This is a genomic window from Leptothrix mechoopdaensis (SeqCode) (assembly GCF_053893855.1).
Genome location: NZ_CM132699.1, coordinates 1,458,119 through 1,481,551 on the forward strand (window position 1 = coordinate 1,458,119; position 23,433 = coordinate 1,481,551).

The window sequence follows — 23,433 nt, forward strand, 5'->3', positions numbered from 1 at the left end:
TCAGACCCGGATCACGCCCTGATTGGCGAGCGCGATCGGGTCGGTGGTGCCGAGCAGCACGCCGGCCAGCGTGATGACCTGGCTGGCCGAGCTGGCGGCCGAAGGGTCGGGCTGCACCGTCAGCAGGGTGTTGCCGCCGCTGGTGGTGACGCTGATCCAGCTCGACAGGTTGGCCGTGCTGCCGGCGGTGTGGTTCTTCAGCAGGGCGCTCAGGTCCAGCTGGTCGCCCTGCAGGCCGTTCCACGGCTCGAAGTCCAGCAGCCGGTCGCGGCCGGACTCTGCGGCGCCCCACAGGAAGCGGTCGTTGCCCGCTCCGCCGCGCAGTTCGTCGTCCCCCAGGCCGCCGGCCAGGGTGTCGTTGCCGCTGGCGCCGTTGATCGTGTCCCGGCCGGCCCCGCCGCGCAGCGCGTTGTCCTCGCTGCTGCCGAGGATCCAGTCGTCGCCGACCGAGCCGTTGGCGTCCTGGATGTTGATCAGGCTGTCCATGCCCTGCAGGCTGTCGGTGCCGGCATTGCGGAACTTCCAGGTCGCGCCATAACCCAGGTCGATCTTCAGGCTGGTGCTGGTGGCCTCGCCGAGCTGGAGGTTGTCGATCGCGAAGCTGACGCCGCTGTCGGCGGCGGCCACGTCGCGCAGCTCGATGGTCTGGGTGCCCGTCCGGCTCGCGGTGAAGGTGATGCTCGACGCCTGCCATGCCGTGCTGGTGCGCAGCTCGGCCGTGTTCATGGCCTGGCCGTTGACGAACAGCGTCAGCCCGGCCAGCGGACTGGCCGTGGCGAGGTCGAAACCGAGCGTGTAGGCACGGCCCTCGACCAGGTCGGCGCCTTGTCCCCAGAAGGCCAGGGACGGATCGCCCGCGGCGCAGACCATCAGGAAATGATCGCCCGCGCCGGCCGGTCCCTGCGCGCTGCTCAGGCCGCTGCCGGCCGGCGCGCTGTCGACCGTGGCGACCACGCCGGGCCGTGCCACGAACGACGACATCACCGTGTAGGCCGTGCTGCTCGACGAGGCCAGCACGTTCTCGAAGTCCTCCGTGAAGGCGCGCTGACCCGAGCCGGCCAGGCTCGTGTCCAGCCCGTAGTCGACCGTGTTGCGCCCGGCGCCGCCGTCGATGACGTCGTGGTCCCAGTGGATGTCCTGCCTGACCAGGTCGTTGCCCGCGCCGCCGGAGACGGTGTCGTTGCCGGGGCCGGCGGTCAGCACGTCGTTGCCCGTGCCGCCCTGCAGGCGGTCGTCGCCGGCCAGGCCCGTGAGGGTGACGTCGACGCCCAGCCCGTCGGCATTGAGCACGTCGTTGCGCGAGGTGCCGACGACCGACTCGATGCTGGTGATCGTGTCCATGCCGATCAGCACGTCGTTCTGGCCGTACTTGGCGGCCCAGCCAGCGGCCAGGTTGACGTTGACACCGCGGCTCTGGCCCATCTGCGTCAGTGACAGGTTGTCGAGCGCGAAGGCGTGCCCGGGCGTGCCGGGGCTGCGGCTGACCAGTGACAGGCCGACGAGGCCGGTCTCGGTCACGTCGAAGGCCACGTCGCAGGTCTGCCAGCCGGGCCGGGTCTCGGTCTGCACGACACCGACCGCCGTCTTGTCGACCAGCAGCTGCACCCGCCAGTCGGCATCGGCACCGGCCACGTCGTAGCGGAAGACGTAGCGACCCGGCGTCAGCGTCGCCTGTGCCTTCCACACCGCGACGTCGGTGTCCTGTGCATTGACCATCAGGTAGTGGTCGGTGGCGCCCAGCTGGCCGGTCATGACGCGCGAGCCGGTGCTCAGGGCACCGGCGCGCAGCGTCGCGTTGCGCGTGCGTTCGTCGAAGGTCGCGGTGATCGGCAGGTCGGTCTGGCTGGTGCCGAGCGACTTGCCCGACTCGAAGCCGTGACTCAGCACCGGCTGGGCGTTGGCCAGCTGGCTGTAGCTGTAGTCCAGCGTGTCCTGGCCGGCGCCGCCGTCCAGCACGTCGCTGTCGGCCGCCATGTGCTGGATCAGCAGGTCGTCGCCATCGTTGCCGCTGACGCGGTCATCGCCCAGGCCGCCCATCAGGATGTCGCGGCCGCTGCCACCGATGACGGTGTCCTGGCCACGCCCGGCGTCGATGTTGCTGCCGGCGTTCGACGCGGTGATCCGGTCGTTCGCCTGTGAGCCGACCAGGTCGGTGATGCCGCTGAGGCGGTCGACGCCCAGGGTCGGGTTGGTGTCGCCGAACTTGCGCACGCTGCCGCCTTGCAGGTCGGCCACGATGCCGCTGCTGGCGCTTTCCAGCAGGGCGATCTGGTCGACCGCGAAGAGGCTGCCCAGATTGCCGCTGGCGTCCTTGAAGGCCAGCGTGTGCGGGCCGGTGCTGCCGACCGTGAACGTCAGGGTGTGCTCTTGCCAGCCGTCGCGGGTCAGGCTGATCGGCGCGCTGCTGACCGCCACGTCGTCGACGTAGAGCTGGACCTTGGCCGTGGTCGTCAGCGCGGCCAGCTCCAGACGCAGCGAGTAGGTCTGGTGGGCCACCAGCGTGGACTGGGTGCGCCAGAAGGCCCTGCTGCTGTCGCCGTCACCGGTGACCACGAGGAAGCTGTCGCCCGTGCCGCGTCGGCCCACCAGGCCGGCCGAAGGCACCGCCTGCACGATCGCCACCGTGCCGGACGTGCCGGGGCTGGCCTGCCGCGTGTAGGCCGTGTCAACCGTGTCGCGGTTGCTGAAGTCCTGCTGGAACAGCACCAGCGACGTGCTCGTCGCGCTGCCGCCGTAGTCGACCTGGTTGCGGCCGGTGCCGCCCTCGATCACGTCGTTGTCCCAGTTCAGGCCCTGGACGAAGGTGTCGTCGCCATCACCGCCGCGCAGCGTGTCTGCGCCGGAGCCGCCCACCAGCGTGTCGGCGCCGCTGCCGCCCTCCAGCAGGTCGTCGCCGGTGCCGCCATTGAGCACGTCGTCGCCGCCTTCGCCCATCAGCGTGTCGTGGCCGTCGCCGCCGGTCAGCACGTTGGCGGCAGCGTCGCCGCGCAGGCTGTCCTGGCGCTGCGTGCCGACCACGTTCTGGATGTTGCGGATCGTGTCGCTGCCGCTGACCTTGCCGTCGGCGTACTTGCTGACCGTGCCCGTCTGCAGGTCCAGCGTGATGCCCAGCGTGCCGGCCACTGCCGCCGCCTCGCTGCTGTAGTCGACCGCGTTGACGCCGCTGCCGCCGTCCAGCGCGTTGCTGCCCTTGCTGGCGTCCAGCAGGATCAGGTCGTCGCCGCCACCGCCCTCGATGCGCTGGTTGCCACCGCCCGTGCCGATCAGCCGTTCATCGCCGGCGCCGCCCAGCAGCGTGTCGTTGCCGCCGGCGCCGTCGAGCGTCACCTGGTCCGCATCCGAGCCGCGCAGGATGTCGTGGCCCTGCGAGCCGATCAGCCGCTCGATCGAGTCGACGTGGTCATCGGCCGCCACGCCCCAGCCGATCTTGTGGACCACGCCGGTCGACAGGTCCGCGTCGATGCCGGTGGGCTGCATCTGGCGCAACACCAGGGCATCGAGCGCCACCGCATGGGCGCCCGCGCTGGCCAGGTCACGCAGGCTCAGCACGCAGTCGCCGCTGGTGGGAGCCTCGAAGTCGAGCGTGACGCTCTGCCAGTCCCCGGTCTGCGGTCGGATCTCCGAGCCGATCGACTGGCCGTTGAAGAACAGCTGCAGGCGCGCGGTCGCGTCATTGCCCTTGACGAGGAAGGTCAGGCGGTAGGTCACCCCGGCCTCCAGCAGTTGCGAGGTCTTCCAGAAGGACCGGCCGATGTCGTTGCCGCTGACCATCACCAGGCAGCTGCCACCGTCGCCGGGATTGAGGTTGCCGGTGAAGCCCAGTGCGGCCGGCAGGCTGGTGACCAGGCTCGACTTGCCGCGATCGGCCAGGGTCAACGCCGGCAGCAGGCCGTAGTCGGTGGCCAGGTTCGAGACCTCGTCGAAGTCCTGCTTGACCAGCGGGGTCAGCGTGGTCGACAGCTCGTTGAGCCCGTAGTCCAGCGTGTCGACGCCGGAGCCGCCGCGGATCTGGTTGTGGCCGCCGTCGAGCAGCACGATCAGGCGATCGTCGCCCGAGCCGCCCACCAGGGTGTTGCTGCCTTCGCCACCCATCAGCAGGTCGTTGCCCTCGCCACCGCCGAGCAGGTCGTTGCCCAGGCCGCCCGACAGCACGTCGTCGCCGCCGCGGCCCTGCAGCTCGTCGTCACCGGCCCCACCCGTCATCAGGTTGGACCAGCCGTCACCCAGCAGCACGTCGTTCAGGTTGCTTCCGCCGATGTTCTGGATGTTGAACAGTGTGTCCTTGCCCTGGCTCTGGTTCGGGTACTTCTGCACCTGGCCCGTCTCCAGGTCGACCACGATGCCGGTCATGCCCAGGCCGTCGCGGCCGTTCGGGTAGACCGCCGAGCCGTAGTCCAGCGAGTTGATGCCACGTCCGCCGTCGATGACGTTGTTGCCCGGGCCGATCTTGACGAGCACCTGGTCGTCGCCGTCGCCGGCCGAGATCCGGTTGCTGCCGCGGCCGACCGTGATCCGGTCATTGCCGGCACCGGCGCTGATGGTGTTGTCACCGTCGCCTGCCGCCAGGCCGTTGGCCGCATCGTTGCCGTAGAGCACGTTGTTGCCCTGGGTCGGCGCGAAGACGTTGTCGATGTCGTGCAGCGTGTCGATCTGCAGCAGCTCGGTCCGGACCGTGGCGCCCCTGGTGTTCTGGCTCGTCTGCACCGAATGCTTGCGCACCTGCTGCAGGTTCAGGTCGGCCTCGATCCAGGAGGCCTTGTCGGTGTCGCCGCCGTAGTCCACCACCGCACGCCCATCGGTCGCGCCGAACAGGTGGTCGTTGCCGGTGGACACCCCTTGCACGAAGGTGTCGGAACCGCCACCGCCGATCAGCGTGTCGTCGCCATTGCCGCCGATCAGCGTGTCGTCGCCCTTGTTGGCCTTGATGTGGTCGTTGCCGTCGCCACCGCTGATCACCCCACCAGCTGTGCGCGCACCGTCCTTGACGGTGCCATCGGCGTTCTTCTCGGGCTCGATGAAGGTGCCGACGATCACGTCGTCGCCGTTGGTGCCGACGAGGTTGGGCGCCTCGCGCACCGTGTCGGTCCCGACCAGGTTGCCGTTGACGTACTTCTTCACCGTGCCGGCGATCAGGTCGGCCTCGATGCGCGTCTGCGCCAGCGTCTCCTTGAGCGTCATCTGGTCGATCGCGAAGGCGTTGCCGGTGCTGCTCGTGTTGAGGTCACGCAGCTCCAGCTTCTGGTCGCCGCTGCGCGCCGCGATGAAGCTGACCGTGAAGTCCTGTCCGGCGTCCGAGCCGGTGCGGGCGAACGACTGCACCGAGCCCGCCGCGACTCCATCGACGAACAGCTGCAGGCGGGCAGGGCTGCCGTCCTGGCCCCACACCTTGGCGCTGAACTGGTACTGCACGCCCATGCGCAGGTCTTCCGACTGGCGCCAGAAGGACTTGCTCGCATCGTTGCCGCCGTGCACCAGCAGGGCCTGGTCGTTCAGGCCTTCGGTGCCCGAGAGTTCGCGCGTGTTGACCTTGTAGAACTTCAGGTCGTCGATCGCGAAGCGGTTGCCGCCGTCGGCCAGCGTACCGATGTCCCACAGCTCGATCCGGTGCATGCCGGCCGTCGCCACGGTGAACTCGAAGTCCATCTCCTCCCAGCCCGCGCAGGCGACGCCCTGGGCTGACCCGACCGCCTGGCCGTCGACCTTCAGCTGCACGCGAGCCCGCCGGTCGTTGCTGTTGATCTGGTGGTTGATGCGGTAGACACCCGCTTCCAGGCTCTGGTCGCAAATCCAGAAGGCCTGCTTGTCCGTGCCGGCCACGACCATCATGTCGCCGTTGCCGCGGTCGTTCTTGAAGCCCTGACCCGACGGCACCGTGTTGGTGATCCAGACCCTGCCCGGCGCCAGTTCACCCCACGATGTCGCGACGCCATAGCCGGTCCGCTCGTTCGTGCCCGGCTTCCAGCCGGTGAAGTCCTGCGTCCACTTCAGCGTGTCCAGGCCGCCGGCGCCGAAGAAGCGTTCCAGCACCAGGTTGTCCAGCGCCAGGTCGTTGGCATCGGCCTGGTTGTTGGTGTCCCACAGGCTGATCGTGTGGCTGCCGGCCTTGGTGATCGTCAGCCTGACGCTGTAGTCCTCCCAGCCGTTGGCGCTCAGGCCGTTCAGGACGCGGGTCGTCGCCGCGCCGTCGAGCAGCAACCCGAGCTGGGGCGCCTTGCTGTTGGCATTGACCTGATAGCTGAAGCGGTAGTCGCCTTCCGACAGGTCCAGCGTCTTGCGCCAGATCGCCTGTCCCGAGCCGCCATTGACCAGCAGCGCCTGGCCCTGCGAGACCCGGATGGCGAACTCCGACGAGCCGGCACCGGGCAGGTCGGCGGCCTTCGGCAGGTTGCTGCTCAGCATGGCCTTGTTCTGCGTCAGGTTGCCGGTGGCATCGACCCAGCCGTAGTCGGTGCCTTCACCGGCCGCGCGATGGCTCCAGTCCTCGAAGTTCTGCGTGAACACCCGTGCCAGGCTGGTCGAGCCGGCCGACAGGCGACGTGTGCTCAGGATGGTCCCGGTGACCATGCCGGAGGACAGCAGGCCGCTCGCGCCGTAGTCGGCATAGTCGGAGGTCCAGCCAGCCTTGCCGCTGAAGGTCTCCGTCAGCAGGGTCCGCAGCACATCGGGGCTGCTGTCGGCCACGCTGTAGTCGACGGTGGCGTTGAGGTCGGCCCCACCGACCATCTGGTCGTTTTCCTGGTCGATGAATTGCTCGAACAGGTTGCGCCCGGCGCCGCCCGACATCGAGTCGTTGCCGCTGCCGCCGTAGAACACGTCCGCCCCGGCACCGCCGACCAGCGTGTCGTTGCCGTCCTCGCCGTAGAGCAGGTCGTTTCCGGCACCGCCGGTGATGCTGTCGTTGCCGGTGCCACCGGCCAGCGCGCCGTCCGCCGCACTGCCCTCGATCACATCGTCCAGCGCACCGCCCTTGACGTTCTGGATGTTGCGCACCGTGTCCACGCCTTGGGCCAGGCCGGCGAACTTCTCGACCACGCCGGTGCGCAGGTTGATGTTCATGCCCAGCGTCTCGGACCCCTTCGGCGCGATCCGCTCGCCGCTGTAGTCCAGCGTGTTGTTGCCCGGTCCGCCGTCGATGTCGTTGCTGCCGACGTCCACCGTGTCCATCAGCTGATCGTCGCCCGCACCGCCGACGAGGGTGTCGCTGCCTTCACCGCCGACCAGCGTGTCCTTGCCCGAACCGCCCGTGACCACGTCATTGCCCAGGCCACCCGACAACTGGTGGTTGTCCGTCAGCCCAGCCGCCGTGATGACGTCGTCGCCCTGCGACCCGACGAGGTTCTCGATGGAAGTGAGCTTGTCGGGTTGGGGAGCGATTTTGATGATCAGGTCGACGTATTGTTCTTTTTCGTCTGCTTCCCAGCGAGTGATTTTGGAAGCGAGTTTTTTGGTAGTCTCTGCATCAGGATCCACGTAGCCGTGAACGCGAGGAATGTCCACCCAGGCGAACCCAAGATTTGCGATCGATAGTCCGGATTCGGATGTCCGAATAATGTATTTGGCTGCGATAAATCCGTCCACCAACGTGAGGGTTCCATTGAGTTTCTTCTCGATTGAGAAAAAATCGGAGCACATCCAGAATACCCGGACTCCCGACGCTTGCTCGGCGAGACTTCGTGGGGTTTCCACAACATAGTGAAGCTTGGTCGGAGACGGGAATATTCTGAAGTGGAAAGTCGATGCCACGAGATCCACTTCGTATGCGCTGGCTTTGAATGCGAACGATTGTTCGCCCTTGAATTTCCTGCCGGACTCCAAGCTGTGGCTGCCCAGGACAATCCGCCCATCTGACCGTGCGACCTTCTCCACCAAGCCAGTCGCCAGATTGGCCTTGATGCCGGTGTAGACGGCCGTCAGCATGTCCGTCTGTCCATAATCGACGGTGTCGATGCCGGCGCCGCCGTCGATGGTGTCGCCCTCTGACCGAAGGTCCTGGATGATGTAGTCGTTGCCGCGTCCGGCCAGGATCTGGTCGGCGCCCATGCCGCCCGATATCGTGTCGTTGCCCGCACCGGCCAGAACGGTGTCGTTACCGGCTCCAGCGAACAATCGGCGTCCGATGGGGCTGTCCCGCAAGTCGAACAGGTCATTGCCGGCGCTGCCGGTGATGTGCTCGATGCCATGCAGTTCGTCGCGGTAGTGGGCGACCCCCTCCAGGGTTTGCAGCTCGACATCGCGGTATTGGACGGTTTCGGTTCGTTTTCCGTAGGAGAAATCCTTGGAGGACACCAGTTCCTTGTAGACCTTCTGGTCGGACAAGGTCTTGTCGACCAGCAAGCCGTCGCCATAGGTTCTGACGATGATCCCGTTGTCGGTCCCGATTCCCGTGTCACTGAGGAGTCCGGAATAATCGGCCGTGCTGTCGGTGCCCGATTTGCCGAAATACTTGATGGACGACGCTACGCCCGCCAGCATGGTGTTGTGGCCGCTGCCGGCGTCAACCTCGAGACCGACCGAGAAGCGGAGGCTGCCGTCGGCCTGGTAGAGGCTGGTGGCCACCCGGCGCAGGTCCAGCACGGTGTCCGCGTCACCCACCTCGAAACGCCAGCGTTCGGTGGTGGAGATGATGTCGAGGCTGGTGAAATACTCGTTCTTGCCCGTCGACACACGTGCCCGCAATTCCTCGCCCGGCCCGTAGAGCGGCGACACCATCGTCAGCAGTTGTTTCTGTCCGGCTTCGCTGGGCAGGTGGATCACACCGGCACCCGGATCGACATGCAAGGTCTTGTCGGAACCCACCAGGCCATTCTTGAAGCGGTCCACATAAGTGGTGAGGGTCTTGATGTCGGCCGCGTTGGACGTGATGGCGGCAAGTTCCAGGGCCGACTGGCTGATCTGACCGCCCGACAGGCCCACCACGCTGCCGACGCCATAACTGGCCTGGATCTCGTTGAGGAAGGCCTGGGTGCCTTCATCGGAAATCAGTTCCAGGTGCGCCGCATCCATGCTGCGGCCAAAGAAGAGCTGGCTGCCACCCTGTTCGACGATCTTCCTGGCGTAGTTGGTGGCGATCAGTTCGAGGATCGGCTGTTCGATGCCTTGCAGGATGCCGGTCAGGGCCGCCGTGGCCAGGCCCGTGATCGCTGCGACCGGCGCGCCGACACCGGTGGAAGCCGCTGCAATCGACACCACCGTGCCGATCACCGAAAGTGCGTAGATCGCGCCGGCAATGCCCCCGGACGCGGCGACCCGGTCACGATACAGATCGGCCAGCATTTCATCGCCGGTATATCCGAACTTCTTGGTGGATTCGGCCAACTGGTCCATCTTGTCCGCATAGCCCGACAACTGGACCAGTTCGTAGATCTGCATCGGACTGATCATCAGCGCAAAGGCGCCGGCGGCCGCTCCGATCATCGGCCCGATGATCCCCATGCCGGTGGTGACGCCGCGCGAGATATTGAAAGCCAGCCCGAGGCTGCAACCGACCGACGCGGCGGTGCCGACCGTCTTCAGGCTGATCTCGGCAATCATCATCGTGCGCTGTTCCGGCGTCAGGTCGGGCTGCGACAACATGGTGCCGACCGAGACGATGGACGCCACCGAGCCGATGCCGCCCAGCACGACGCCTGCCACGCCCAGCTTGGCCGACGCGGATCCGAGTTTGGAGCCGAGCGCCTGCGTGACGCCCGACACCAGGCTGCTGGTCAGCCCGACGACGCCACCGGTGACGTTGAGCGCCGCCAGGGCAATCTGAGTCTGGTCACCGGATTTCTGCGCCGCCTGCAACTGCCCTGCAGCAGCTGCAATCTGCATGATCGAGCCTGCGGCGTTGACGAATTCCGCGCCGGCACCCATCCGGTCGCAAAACGCATTCAATTTGGCCATTTTCGCCGCGATGTCCCAGTTTCCTCCCGAGTAGGTGCCACGGGTCGTCGTCATGGGCACGCCGTCAATTTCGATGGGCGCACCGTTGACGTCGACCACGGATTCCCGCAAGGAACCCGAATGTGAACCGCCGCGTATGCCGTTGAGGACGACATCGATCATTTCCTCGCCCAGCGCGTCGATCGCATTGCCACCGTTCGCCAGTGTTCTGCTGTTCAGGTGTCTCAATGCCTCTGAAACATCATTCGAGCCGGCATCGCCCGCCGTCAGGAAATGCTCCAGCAAGGTCCGGGATTGACCCGGACGCCTGCCGAACAGGGCGTCGGTATCCGTGCTGGCACTGGTCAGCAGCGTGCTGCTGGTAGACGGGGCATGGTCGGGACTGGGTGGCCTCGTGAGGTTGACCGGTTCAGGCTCTGTCGATGCATTGTTGAGTGCCGCCATGTCTTGGAGCGGGATCAACTTGCCGTCAAAAACTCTTGCAAACTGCGCGATCTTTGCTTCCCGTAGCGCGTTGATCCGGGAAGAGACATCCTGTACTTCGCAATTCTTGGGATTGATCTGAAATGTTGCTGGCTCCACCAGGATATGTACATCCATGGTGTTGATGCCTTTTTCGATGATCAATTCCTTGATTGTTTTGCCGACCCCACTGTTGTTAACAAGAATTTTTCCGAACGAAGGGATCATGATCAGACCATCGCCGATGTCGAACGCGGTCATCACGGCGTTGTGCCTCGATTGATCTGGAATCAGGAAACCCTTCGCGGTGGTGATGCCAGGGAACTGGTCAATCAGTGCGGTCAGCGCCGTATTGGGTATCGTGACGAGGGTGTTGTTGTAGGCCGAAGGATACGGCGACTTCAAGATTCCCTGCCAACCCCTGATCAGCGTGGATTCATCAACAATACCCTGTTTCCAGAGGTGTTTGGTGATGGCGTCCGCAAAGTCGGGATTCGTCTTGACGGTGAGGTCCGACATGATCTCGCCGACAGAATTGCAACTCTTGAAGTTCAGGGTTTCCAAGATTTTGGAGTTGTCCAGCGTCAAGCCCAGGTTCTGCATCTCGTTGGAGATGGTGCGACCAGCGTATTGGTGCTCGGTGATGTTGTCGACGAACGCGGAGGGGTAGATTCCGTTCAAGACATTGCGACCGTGGCTGAACAACGTCAGTTCATAGGTGCTTGTCGGGTCGCTGGCGCTGGACGAGTCCTTTATGTAGGCGAGGGCACTCTTGAGACTGATGCTCTTGATCTTGTTGTTCTTGATCAGAAAATACTTTGGGTTGGCGAGATCTTCGTCGAACAGGACGACGAGTCCTCTCATTCCGATCAGGCCGTCCACGCCTTCCTGGCCAACTCCAAGTGCAAATGTGACGCTCACGTCCGGATGTTTGAGCGCACCGGACGCCAAGGCTTCCGAATTGGTCAGGTAGGGTGCCTTGAAGTCTCTCAGGGGAACGTTTTCGAACCATGTCGCCGGTGTCCCGTTCACCGCCGTCAGGATCGATCCTGAATGTGTGAAGCTCAGTTTTTCGTTCTCGGTTCCGGTCCAGACTCGGGATGATTGACCGTCGAATGTGTAGGCGTACTTGTCGCCATTCGTGGCGATGGCGATCGGCGTCGTATGGATGCTGATGAAATTGACCGCCAATCCCGCCTGTGATTGTTCGAAGAGACGGTTTGCGTAAGCCTCGACGAAATGGGTTGCGGTTTCCTTTGGCATCTCGAGCGTGCCCTCTGGAGCGCCCGCGACAAAACTTGTCTTGGTTTGGTAGTGTGTGAGTTCAATAGAGTTGTGGGGCTTCATGATCCTTTCGGCATAAATGACGGCGATCTCTTCCGGGGTGAAGTTTCCGATGGTCAGGCTGCCGTCGGTTTCAATTCTCTGATTTCCCAGGTAGCTGACCTTGATTCCTGTGCCTGGGAAAGCTTGGTAGGAGGGTTTGTCCGAGTAGAGGGCTTTACCTTTATGATCGTAGATGGCGGTTCGATCGGGGTATTTGTGTGCAAGTGCCTCGGCCGCCGCGTTGAGTTCCGGGCTGCGTTCAAGCATCACGATGTAGTGAACCTTGTATTTGTTGTAGTCGCTGCTCGGATTGTTTCTGGTGCGATCGACAATCAATTCCCGATTGGGATCCTTGTAGAACTGTTCGACATAGCTGATGGCGTCCGGCAGGGTCTGCGCTGGAAGGCCGGGCGTGCTGGTGCCGCCGGGTTCGTATGAGACTTTTCTCAGCAGGTCGGCGAATCGATCGTTCGAGTGCAGCAGTTCGGCGAACTTGTGCTGGTATTGGTTGACCAGCGCGAACTGAGTTGGCGTCAGGTCGGGCAATGTGTCCAGCAGAAGTGCGTGAAAATCTCCGAAATTTCTCTCGGACGTGGCCTCGACCGCGTCCTCAAATAGCGCCTTGAGGCTGGACTGCAGCCCCAGTGAGGCCGCAGAGTTCGTGAATTCACGCGGGATGTTGAACAAGAGTCGCGACGCACCGGACGTGTCCACCATCGCGCCGAAGTAGCTTTCGATGCTTCTGAAATAGGCGTGATGGATGATGTCGTCAATTTCAGTGAACTTGGCGAGATTTTCCGGGCTGGCGTTTGGCCACATGGATTTCACGTAGGCCGAGAACTCGTCCGAGTTGGAGCCGGGTTCTTCCAAGGCCTCCATCGTGGTCTGCCACAGCCGCCAAGATGCCTGTTGATTTGGGCGGGTCTGGTCCTGCCCGAGCATCTCGACCAGCTTGAGCATCGCCATCGATTTCAGTGACAACGAACTCTCGACCGTAAGAGTATCTGAATGTTCATTGATCTTGATCAGGTCGGTCAGCGTGACATAACCTGGCAGTGTCTTCAGGATGCCGTCGACTTCATTGTCAGGAATGCCGAGCAGCGAGATTCCCTTCTTCACGTTGGCGAGAATGACCTGAAGGTCTGCATACCAGAGGTCATCGAGATCGAGGTTGAAATGCGGCGCGAACGTGTGCGCCGCATGAAGGCTCGCGTTGTCGATGTTCGGCTTGATGTGGTCGTTGTTGATTCTCTCGAATGAATTCAACAACTTGCCGCGCCCGTTCGAGGAGTCTTTCTGGATGTCGATGTCGATCAGCTGGATGCTGCCGTCCGCATCCATCATGAACTGGAAGTCCACCAGATTGAGCTTGTCATTGGCCAGGATGAACTGCTTGAAGATCTCCAGGCCGTCGGCGGTCTTCTGGCTGAAGGCACGTTTGGATGCCGCGCTCAACGGTTCGCCGTCACCTTCGGTCAAGGGCTTTTCATTGCCCCAGGACTTGATGAGGGTGCCTTGCACCTTCTCGACGACATAGCCGTTGTGGCCGTTGATGTTGACGTAGCCGTAGACCTCCGGCACCGGCAGGTCGTAGACATGCTTGAGCAGGTAGGCGTCGTTGATTTCCTTGAGGATCAGGTTCTTCTCGTGAGCCGGGTCCAGGTATTCATACTGATCGTCCAGCAGCACGAGATAGTTTTCGTTGCCCTTGACCTTGAACGCCGTCTTTTGGTCGCCGCGCGAATAGACGTCGCCGAGGTCGGCCGCTGTCAAGGTACCGATGTCAAACGGCAGACTCGACACCTTCAGCGAGCGCCCTGCCGTACCCGTCTTGGACTTGATCAGTTCGATGAACGACTCCAGCGTCTGGTATTTGTCGAGGAACAGGATTTCCTGAATGGCGGCCTTGCCGGCGTCGGTCAGCTTGGTGAACAGGCTGGCCGGATGGGCGGTCGCGGCAGATTCCCGCGAGGTCGGGGAGGCGGCGCCGGACGATGACGGGCTTCTGGCGAAGATCGGGGTTTCCTGGCCGATCAGGCCGAGGGCCTCTTCCGCACCCAATATTTCGCCGGTCAGGGTGCGCACGCGCAGGATCGCCATCTCGATCTCGGCCTGGTCGTTGTTGTCGGCCGTGCGGGCGACGCCGGACGGGTCGAACCGTGCGGTCAGTTCCTGCAGTCGGGCGTGGATCGTCTGGAGCTCGACCAGCTTCTTCTGCAGCGAGGCGAGCTGGCTGTTGAGCTGGTAGCCGTCGCCGCTGCCGTCGCGCAGCAGGGCATCGAGCAGGCTCGGGCCGCTGACGTGGCTGTCCGCCAGGATGCCGGCGCGGCCCTTCCAGGTGGTCGATGTGGCTGAGCGTTCGAGCGAGCGCGTCAGCGCAGCCAGGGAAGCGCTGGCCAAGAAGATCGCGTCGAGCTGGCTGTCGTTCTCGTAGCCGGAGGTGGCCTGACGGCTGAGCGCGCCCAGGCCGAGGGCGGTTTGCGCTCCCCAGGCCGAGACGACGTTGCTTCGGAGGGCTGCGTTCTGCTGCATCCGCTGCTGCAGCAGCCGTGCGCCGCTCGGGTCGGACGAATCGGCGCTCCCGCCGCCGAGGGCGCGGTCGAGGTATTGGGCATAGGACGAGCCGGCGTGGCCCGCCATGTACTGGCGCAGTTCGTTGGCCAACAGCAGGTTGTTCTGCGCCAGCAGCGAGCCGCCGGACGCCAGGTCGAACCGGTTGGCGATGTCGACCGCGTCGCGCAGCGCCTTCATCTGGGTGTAGGTGCGGGCCTGCGCGGCGATGGCGGCGTCGATCGTGCTGGTGTCGGTGGGGGCGGTCCAGGCCATGCTGGCCGCCGGGTTCGTGACCGTGGCTGAGGCCGCGGCGGACGTGTAGGCGCTCCGGGTCAGGCCAGCCGACTTGAGGCCCAGGCCGCTGGCGGTGTCGCTGGCGACCAGCGCGGTCGTGCTGCCGGCGGTGTTGAAGTTGAAGGTGCCGCGGACATCGCCGGCCGTCGAACGTGCCTGCAGGGCCAGGATCTGGATGCCGTCGGTGGCGTCCTGCACGCGCAGCTGGACCGCGTGGGTGAGGCTGCCGTCGAAGGTCTCGACCCAGAAGGTCTTCTGGCCGGAGACGGACTCGTCGATCAGGAAGGCGCTGCCCGCCTTGTTCTGGCCCAGGGTGCCGCCGAGGGTGAAGGTCGACCGGACGAGGTCGAGCTGCGCCACCTTCTGCGTCGTGTGCAGCAGCGTGGTCGTCGTGCCCAGGTAGCCGTCCAGCTCGGCCGCGCGGGGCTGGCCGGTCACGGGCGTGTTCTGCGGCAGCAGTTCCTTCTCGGGCGCGCTCAGGTGGACGTCGACCAGGACGGACTTCTTCACCGCGAGGTGGCTGGGGTTGCCGGCCGGATCGGTGTGGAAGACGGTGAAGCTGCGTTCGCCGCTTCCGGCTCCGCTGGCGGACTGGAACTGCAGGCCCTGTTCGATCTTGAGCGCCTGGTCGGCGCTCAGCTCGGCACCGTCTTCACGCCAGAAGGTCAGTTGCCGACTGGGGCCGCTCCAGGCCCAGCCCAGGCCGCTGACGCCGTTGACGGTCAGCGCCTTGCCCGAGCTGGCGTCGGTCCCCAGCGCCTGGCTGACGCTGCCGAACAGCAGCTGGTCGGCGGCGGCGTCGGGCGAGCCCTGGACCCGCACATGCACGGCGGCGATGTGGCTGTCGCTCGACAGCGCCATGTTGGGCAGCAGGGCCTTGGGCTTGCCGATGCAGCTCTGGTCGTAGCGCTGGTACTGCTCGCTGACGGCATGGCCGTCGGCATCGATCAGCGACAGGTCCGACAGGCGATGCATCGCGACCCGGACGCTCTGCGTGGCCGGATCGCTCCAGCGCGTCCCGTCACCGTTGGCCAGCGTGAAGGTGCGTGTGCCCTCGGTGGCCTCGACGGTGGTGGCGTAGGCGATGGCCTTCTGCAGGTAGGTGATCTCCAGGGCGCTCAGGGTGGCGCCGCTGGTCTTGGACAGCGTCAGGCTGTGGTCGCTGCCGCGGTAGCGCCAGCTCACGCCGTCGACGCCGTTGACGCTCACCCGGTCCTGGCCGCTGTCGGTGTTGCCGGGCATCAGCTCGACGGCACCGAACATCAGCCGGTCCTGCAGGGCATCGAGGGTGCCGCCCAGCGTCACGCGGATCTGCGTGACGGTGTCGTCGGGAGTGGCCGCGACGTCGCGGAACACCGGCACGGCCAGACCCGCCAGCGGCAGGCCGTAGTGGCCTGCGATGCTCGACTGCACGCCGTCGGTGCGGGCGTCCAGATCGGGTGCCGTGTAGGCATGGACCTGGACGGTCTGGACGTAGGCCTCGCTGAAGTTGCCGGACCGGTCACCGGTCTGCAGCCGGAACTCGCGCGTGCCGGCGAGCGCGCCGGTGCTGCTGCTCATCTGCAGGCTGGCGAGGATCTGCCGGACCTCGGCCGGCGTGAAGTTGGCGCGGGCCGGGTGTTCGAGGTTCAGCGTCGTGCCGTCATAACGCCAGTCGGCGCTGACGCCGCCCAGGTTGGCGCCACTGCCGGATGCGCTGGTGCTGCCCAGCGCGAGGCTGACGGCGCTGCCCAGCCGGAGCGTGTCGTGGCCCGCATCGGCGCCGCTGACCTTCAGGCGGATCACCGCGATGTCGGTGTCGACGATGGGCTCGAAGGCGGGCAGCAGCGTGATCCGCTGGCCGGACGGGCCGGCGTAGTCGACGGTCTGCGCACGTGTCGGGTCGGGGCTCGGTCCGGTCACGTCACGGGCCTGCAGGCCCAGCGGCGCGCGGGTGTCGATGCTGATCCGGAGGTCGTCTGCGCGGCCGCCGAGGTTGCCCGCCGCGTCCTGCACGCGGGCGCTGAAGCGGTGCGTGGCGTCGGCCAGCCCCGCGCTGCTGAAGCTCCAGTCCTTGCCGCTGACGGTGGCCTTACCCAGCGGCACCTCGCCGTCCAGGATCACCAGGCTTTCGTTGGGCGCCAGGTCGGCCGACAGGCGGCCCTTCAGCGTCGGCGTCGCGGTGCTGGTCCAGCCGCCGTTGCCGAGGCGGTCATTCAGCCCGTCGATGGCGTCCTCGGCATGGGTCAGCCAGCGGGTCCCCGAGAGGCTGGCGGCCGAGCCGCCGCTGACGAGGTTGCGGGGCGCCTGACCCGCGCCGTCTGCCAGCGGCAGGTAGAGCGATGTCTGGCCGTGGCTGGCGGGATCGAGCAGGGTGTCGGCTGCGGCGAGCTTGCCGCGCCAGGCGGCGACCTCGGCGATCTCGCCGCCGAAGCCGCGGGCGGCTGCCACATGGTTGCCCACCGTCAGGGTGTAGGTCGCCGAGGTCGACAGGATCAGTCCGCCGGTCAGCGTCAGCACGGCGACGCCATCGCGGATCAGGGTCCAGGTACCCCAGCCATCGGAGCTGACGGAGACCTGGTGCCAGGCCGTGTCGGTGGCGATGCTGCTGACGCGCGTGATGCCGTTGGAGTAGAGCGCCAGGTACCAGACGCCCGTGCTGGTGTTCTTCTGCAGGAACACCTCGGCCACGCTGGTCGAGTTCCAGGCCAGGTGCAGATACTGGTTGTCGACGGTCGCGCCGCTGCTGCTGCTGGCAGAGGCATCGTTGCGGAACCAGGCACCGACTGTCAGTTCCTTGTTGCTGGCGGTGGTCGCGAGCGTGCTCACCAGCTTGCCCGAGGCCGGGCTGACGCTCTGGTCGATGTGCAGCAGCGACGTGCCAGGATGGGTGTAGACCGCCTTGCCGGTCGACTGGACGGCCTTGTCCAGGTAGACCGACTGGGCCGGCGCGAGGCTGTCGATGTTGACCGTCACGGCGCTGCTGCGCCTGCCGGCGTTGCCCGCCGCGTCCTCGATCTGCAGGCTCAGGCCGTGAGCCCCTTCTGCAAGTGCCGCGCTGGTGCCGAAGGTCCAGGTCGAGCCGTCGACACGAGCGGTGCCCAGTCGCGTGGCGCCGTCGAACAGCACCAGGGTCTCGTTGGCGGCCAGCGGTGCCGACAGCGTGCCTTGCAGGGTCGGCGTGTTGTCCGGGCTCCAGACGGCTGCGCCGGACACGGCGATGGCGTCGGTGCCCGCGTCGTCCATCACGCTGACCAGACGGGCGGTCTGCGCCGGCGCCACCGTGTCGATCCGCAGCATCGCCGCAGGCGTCATGGTGCCCACGTTGCCCGCCGCGTCCTCGACCCGGGCGGTGTAGCTGGTGTTGCCGTCCGCCAGCGTCGCCGTCTGGTAGCGCCAGGTCCGGCCGCTGACGGTCGCCGTGCCGATCCGGTTGCTGCCCTGGTAGATCACCAGCGACTCGCCGCCGGCCAGGTCGGCCGACAGGGTGCCGCCCAGGGTCGGGGTGGCGTCGCTGGTCCAGTTGCCCGCCTTGGCCAGCACGTTCTGGCCGGCATCGTTGAGCGCCTGGGTCAGGCCGACGGCCTGCGTCGGCGCGACCGTGTCGATCTTCAGCTGCACCGCGCGGGTGCTGCCGCCGGCATTGCCGGCGAGATCCTCCAGGCGTGCGGTCAGGGTGTGCAGCCCGTCAGCCAGGCCGCTGGCCGCGTAGGTCCAGTCGCGGTCGATGACGCTGGCCACGCCCAGCCGGATCGAGCCGTCGTAGACGACCACCTGCTCGTTGTCCGCCAGCGTGCTCGCGAGCGTGCCCTTGAGCAGCGTGTTGCGATCGCGGGTCCACGGCGCGTCGGCGCCCGCCGGGCGGCTGGTGGTGCCGTCGCCGGTCTCTTCGAGCGTTGCGGGCTGCCCCGGTGCGATGGTGTCCACGTTCAGCCGCACCGCCGTGCTGCGCGTGCCGCGATTGCCGGCCAGGTCCTCGACCTGCACGCTCAGGTCGTGCGTGCCGTCGGGCAGCGTGGCAGCGGTGTAGCGCCAGGTCCTGCCACTGACGGTGGCCTTGCCCAGCCGGGTCCCGCTGGCGTAGACGACCAGCGACTCGTCGGTGCCCAGCGCCGCCGACAGCGTGCCCTGGAGGGTCGGTGTCGCGTCACGGGTCCAGTGGCCGGTGACATCCAGGACGTTCACGGCGCCGTCGTCGCCGACGCGGGTGATGTCGGCACGCTGGGTCGGGGCTTCGAGGTCGATCCGGACCGATGCCTTGACGGGATCGGAGACGGCGCCCCTGTTGTCCTCGATGCGGGCCGAGAACTCGTGTGCGCCCGCCGACAGCTTGGCGGTCGTGAACTGCCAGGCGCCGCGGTCGTTGACGGTCGCGGAGCCCAGCCGTTGGGCGCCTTCGTACACCACGACGTTCTCGCGCAGCACGTCGAAGGCGTTGACCGTGCCCTGGAGGAGCAGTTGGCGATCGCGGGTCAGCCCGCCTGCCGACGCCAGCACGTTGGTGCCGGCGTCATCGGTCACCTGGTCCAGCGTGATCGAGAGCTGGACGCTCGCCTTGGCCGAACGCTTGCTGGCCGATGCGGCCATGCTCGGCTCCGGTGACCAACTGCCGTAGACCCGGAAGACCACCGAGTGTTTCTCTCCTGCACCCCGCCGGAACTCCTTGCCGCCCCAGTTGTCGCCATCCTTTGCATTGGCCATGTGGACGGTGAAGACTTCGCGGTAGATCTGGTCCCATTCCGCGACATTGCAGGACCAGAATTCATCGGCGGCATAGGCATCGCCCTCGCTTTGCCGGCCCTGCCATTGATCCGGCATGTAGTGGCCGTATTGATTGGCGATGCCCCACAGGTTTCCGGTCGACGGCAGCGACACGGCATAGGTGGTGCCGCCTCGATTCTCCGCACCATAGAAAAGGGTCTGGGAGAAGTTGCCGTTGTCGTCGCGGTTGAGGTAGGCGTTGAGGTTGTTGGCGGTCTGCAGCTTGCTGGTGCCGTTGCCGCTACCCGGCTCGTTGTAGAGGTAGAAGACGTCGTCCCCGAAGTAGTGCGGGTTCTGCAGGGTGACCTGCACGCTGTCCTTGCGGTAGACATTCAGCGTCGGCGTCCACGAGTAGGTCTTGACCACCGTGTCGCTCTGGTTGCCGGCCACGTCCCGCACGAAGGCCTTGTAGCCGTGGCGGCCCAGCTTGGCGTTGAACGACACGCCGCTCGGGTCGCCGCGCCAGTCGGCGCCGGCGGTGTCGGCCCACAGGGCGGTGTCGGTGGGCCGATCGCCGTAGACGGCCAGGCGGCCGCTGTCGCTGTACTGGAGCAGGGTGACCGAGGCGCCGGTGTCGATGGTGTAGTCGCGCGCATTGCCGGTCGGGGCGCTGGTGACGCCGTACAGGGTCTGGCGCACCTGGATGTCGCCCGCCAGGTAGGCGATGCCGTCGTTGTCGCCGGCCAGCGTCCAGCCGGTGCCGCTGCCGGTCTGCCAGGTCTTGCCGCCGTCGACGGAATGCTCCCAGGTGGCACCGGCGGCGAGGCCGGTGACCTCCATGCGGCCGTTGCGGGTGATGCCGTCGTCGCTGAGGGTGCCGCTGTCTTCGGCCAGGCTGAGGGTGAGCTGCGGCACGACCAGCTCGGTGTCGGTGTCGAGCCGCGCCCAGGACGTGTTGCCCGCCACGTCGGTCTGGATCACCTGCAGCTTGCCGGCCGCGAAACGCATCGCGCCGAGGCCGTCGAGCGAGAAGGCGTGGCCGGTCCCGGCCGTCCAGGTCGCCCCGCCGTCGACGCTGTAGGTCCAGCTGGCGCCGTCTTCCAGTCCCGAGACGCTGACCCGGTGGGCCGTCGCGGAGACCTGCAGCGTCGGCGTCGCCACCGACGTGTCGAGCGTGTAGGTGGTCGAGGTGGCCTCGCTGACGTTGCCATAGGCATCGGTCTGGCGCGCCATCACCGTCTGCAGGGAATCGCGGGCGAGCGTCAGGCTCAGGTTGTCGATCGCGAAGTCGTTGTCGGTGCGCCCGGTGTTCTCGTCGTGCAGGCTGATCGTGTGGACCTTGGTCGCCCCGTCGACGCGCAGGCGCACGCTGTATTCGTCCCAGACCGTGCTGGCCGACTCCAGCTTCTGCAGGCCGCCCACCACCGTGCCGTCCAGGTGCAGGCGCAAGGCCGGTGGCGTGCCGCCGTTGGCCACGGCCCTGAACTTGAAGTCGTAGTTGCCCTGAGCCAGGCTCAGGCTCTGCTTCCAGAAGGCCTTGTCCGTCTGGCTGCCGCCATTGACGACGAGGAAGGGACCGTCGCCGCCGGGCAGTCCGAAGCCCCAGCCGGGCGGCAGGCTGCTGCTGTTCCAGGCCGCGCCGGGCGCCTGGTCGATCAGCTCGCGCAGGACCGTGCCGGCGCCGTTGATGGCGAACACCGCGCCGATGTCCTGGCCCTGCCAGCGCAGTTGCTTGAGGCCGTAGCCTTCGGTCGCGTCGTCGCCGGCGATGCGGAACGTCGTGCGGGTGGCGCTGGCCCAGTCGCCGCGATGGTCGCCTTCGGTGTAGGCGGCCTGCTTGACCGTCGCCTGCAGGAAACCGGAGGCATGGACGCTGAAGACGACCTGGATGCCCTTGGTCTGGTTGTCCTGGAAACCGACCAGCCAGGTGCTCACGCCGCCGGCCTCGTCTTGCCAGTCCAGGGCCTGCGCGTCGAGCCGCCGGCCGTTGATCGAGCCGCCGCCGAGGATCGCGGTGGGCTTGAACTGCTTCAGGCCGGCCAGACTCACCGGCGAGTTGATGCTGTAGTCGCCGTCGGCCGCCGCCAGGGCGGTGCTGAAGTCGCCGTTGGTGATCAGGTTGCCGCGCGACGGCGCAGGCACCGTCGGCGCCTGGATCAGCTGCAGGCCGTCGATCGCGAAGTCGTTGCCCCCCGTCTCGGTGGTGAGGTCGAACAGCTGCAGCGTGTGCTGGCCGCTGACCGACGCACCGGCCGTGAAGCTGACGCTGTAGCGGGTCCAGACCGGTGCGCCCAGCGGCAGGATCAGGTCATCGCCCATGACGGCGCCGTCGACCTGCAGCTTGAGGCGCGCCTGGTTGCTGCCCCCGCCGATGGCGTGGAACGAGAACTCGTAGCGTTGGCCCGACTGCAGCTGGACGTCCTGCCGCCAGAAGGCCTTGGTGTCCGTCGTGGAGCCATCGACCATCAGGAACTTGTCGGCGCTGACGCCGCGTCCGTTGGTGGTGCTGAAACCCCAGCCCGCCGGGGTGTTCCGGGTCACCCATTCGGTCCCGGAGCCCGTGCCGGCGCCGCCGGTCTCGGTGTAGTCGCCGCGGGTCGCGCCGAGGTCGGTGTCGAACTCACCGTTGCTCAACAGGTTCGGCAGGATCTGCGGCAGTTCCTGCAGGCTCAGGCCATCGACGGCGAAGTCGTTGCCCGAGGACTCGGTGCGCAGGTCACGCAGCTTAAGCGACACGGTCTTCGTGTCGCCAGGGGTGAAGGTGAAGCTGTGGCGCGACCAGGACTTGCCGCCTGCCGGCAGTCGCCATTCGACGTCGGCATCGACGCCGTCGATCTGCAGCTTCAGCCGGGCCGGGTTGAGATCGCTGGCGATCGCGTGGAAGGCGAACTCGTAGGTGCGCCCGGCCTGCAGCTTCACGTCCTGCTTCCAGAACGAATCGCTGGCCGATGCCGAGCCGTCGACCACGAGGAATCGGTCGTCACTGCCAACCCGTCCGCCGCTGGCGCCGAAGCCGGCCGGCGTGGTGGTGGACACCCAGACCGATTTCGCGCCGCCGCTGCCGCTGGTGATGCGGTAGTCGCTGTCGGTGCTGCCGGGGGCGGCATCGAACTCGCCATTGCGCAACAGGTTCGTGGCCGGCGCCGCCTGTGTCTGCCAGGTCTTGCCGCCGTCGAGGCTGGCCGACCAGCTGGCGCCGGGCTGGATCCCGGTCACCAGCATCGAGGGCGTCTGCGTGATCGCATCGCTTGCGTTGCCGCTGTCCTTCAGCAGGCCCAGGCCCGGCTTCTCCACCCGCGTGATCACCGTGTAGGCCAGGTTGGCCGATGCACCGGCGTGGCTCAGCACGGCGTCGTTGCCGGCGGCGTCGCGCAGGCTGCCGCCGGGCGGGAGCGTCAGCCCGCCGGCCTCGATGGCGACACCGTCGATGTCCTGGTCGCCCTGTTGCACGGTGTAGGCAAAGATCAGCTGCGTGCCCGACGAGCCGGCCTTGCCGAACTCGCTGACCGGCACGACACGCCCGGCCAGTTCGACGCCCTTGATGCCGAAGCCGGTGTGGCGGTCTTCCGTGGCCAGGTTGACGCGGGTGCCGTTGCCGACCAGCCCGAAGTCATAGGCCCCCACCACGTTGCCGGCGACGTGCTTGGCATCGAGCGCCTGCAGCAGCAGGCCGCCCGGCGTGGACGACAGGCGCATCTGCACGGCCCGGGTGTAGCCGTCGTGGAAGGCCTCGACCCAGAACGTGACCGAGCCATCGGTCGCGACGGGGCTCACGTCAAAGGCCTTGGCCTGCACGTTGGCCGTGCCGATGACGAGGCCACCCAGGGTGAAGGCGCTGCCGGCCAGGTCGACGTCGCCCGGACGCCGTTCGGCGGCCAGCCGCGTGCCGACCGCCTCGGTGGTGACATAGCCCTGCGGCAGGCGCAGGGGGCTCAGGCGCAGGCCCGTGCAGGATGCCTGCACGACGGTGCCGCCGACGTTGAGCTTGAGCGTCAGCAGCGGGCCGTTCGGCGTCACGGTCTCGTCGAAGGTCACCGTGGCCCGGATGACGTCGCCGGCCACCGAGACCTTGGCGAACCGGCCCGTGCTGTCCGTCATCGCGACCTGGGCGATGCCGGGCGAGCGGTAGTCCAGATCGATGGTCTGGGTCGCCGCCGTGCTGGCGTTGCCGGCGGGATCCTCGTGGGTGAGGCTGAAGCGGCGCTTGCCCGCCGTCATGCTGTCGCCCGAGAA

General features: G+C 66.5%; 1 protein-coding gene (running past one end of the window). It reads right to left on the minus strand.

Annotated features, from left to right (window positions below; all coding sequences use genetic code 11):
* Positions 1–23,433, minus strand: partial view of an Ig-like domain-containing protein gene (locus ACWA7K_RS06575; protein WP_456166837.1) — the 3' portion only. Its footprint extends 4,374 nt past the window's final position; the window shows 23,433 of its 27,807 coding nt (coding positions 4,375–27,807); its start codon lies off the right edge, out of view; the stop codon is at positions 1–3.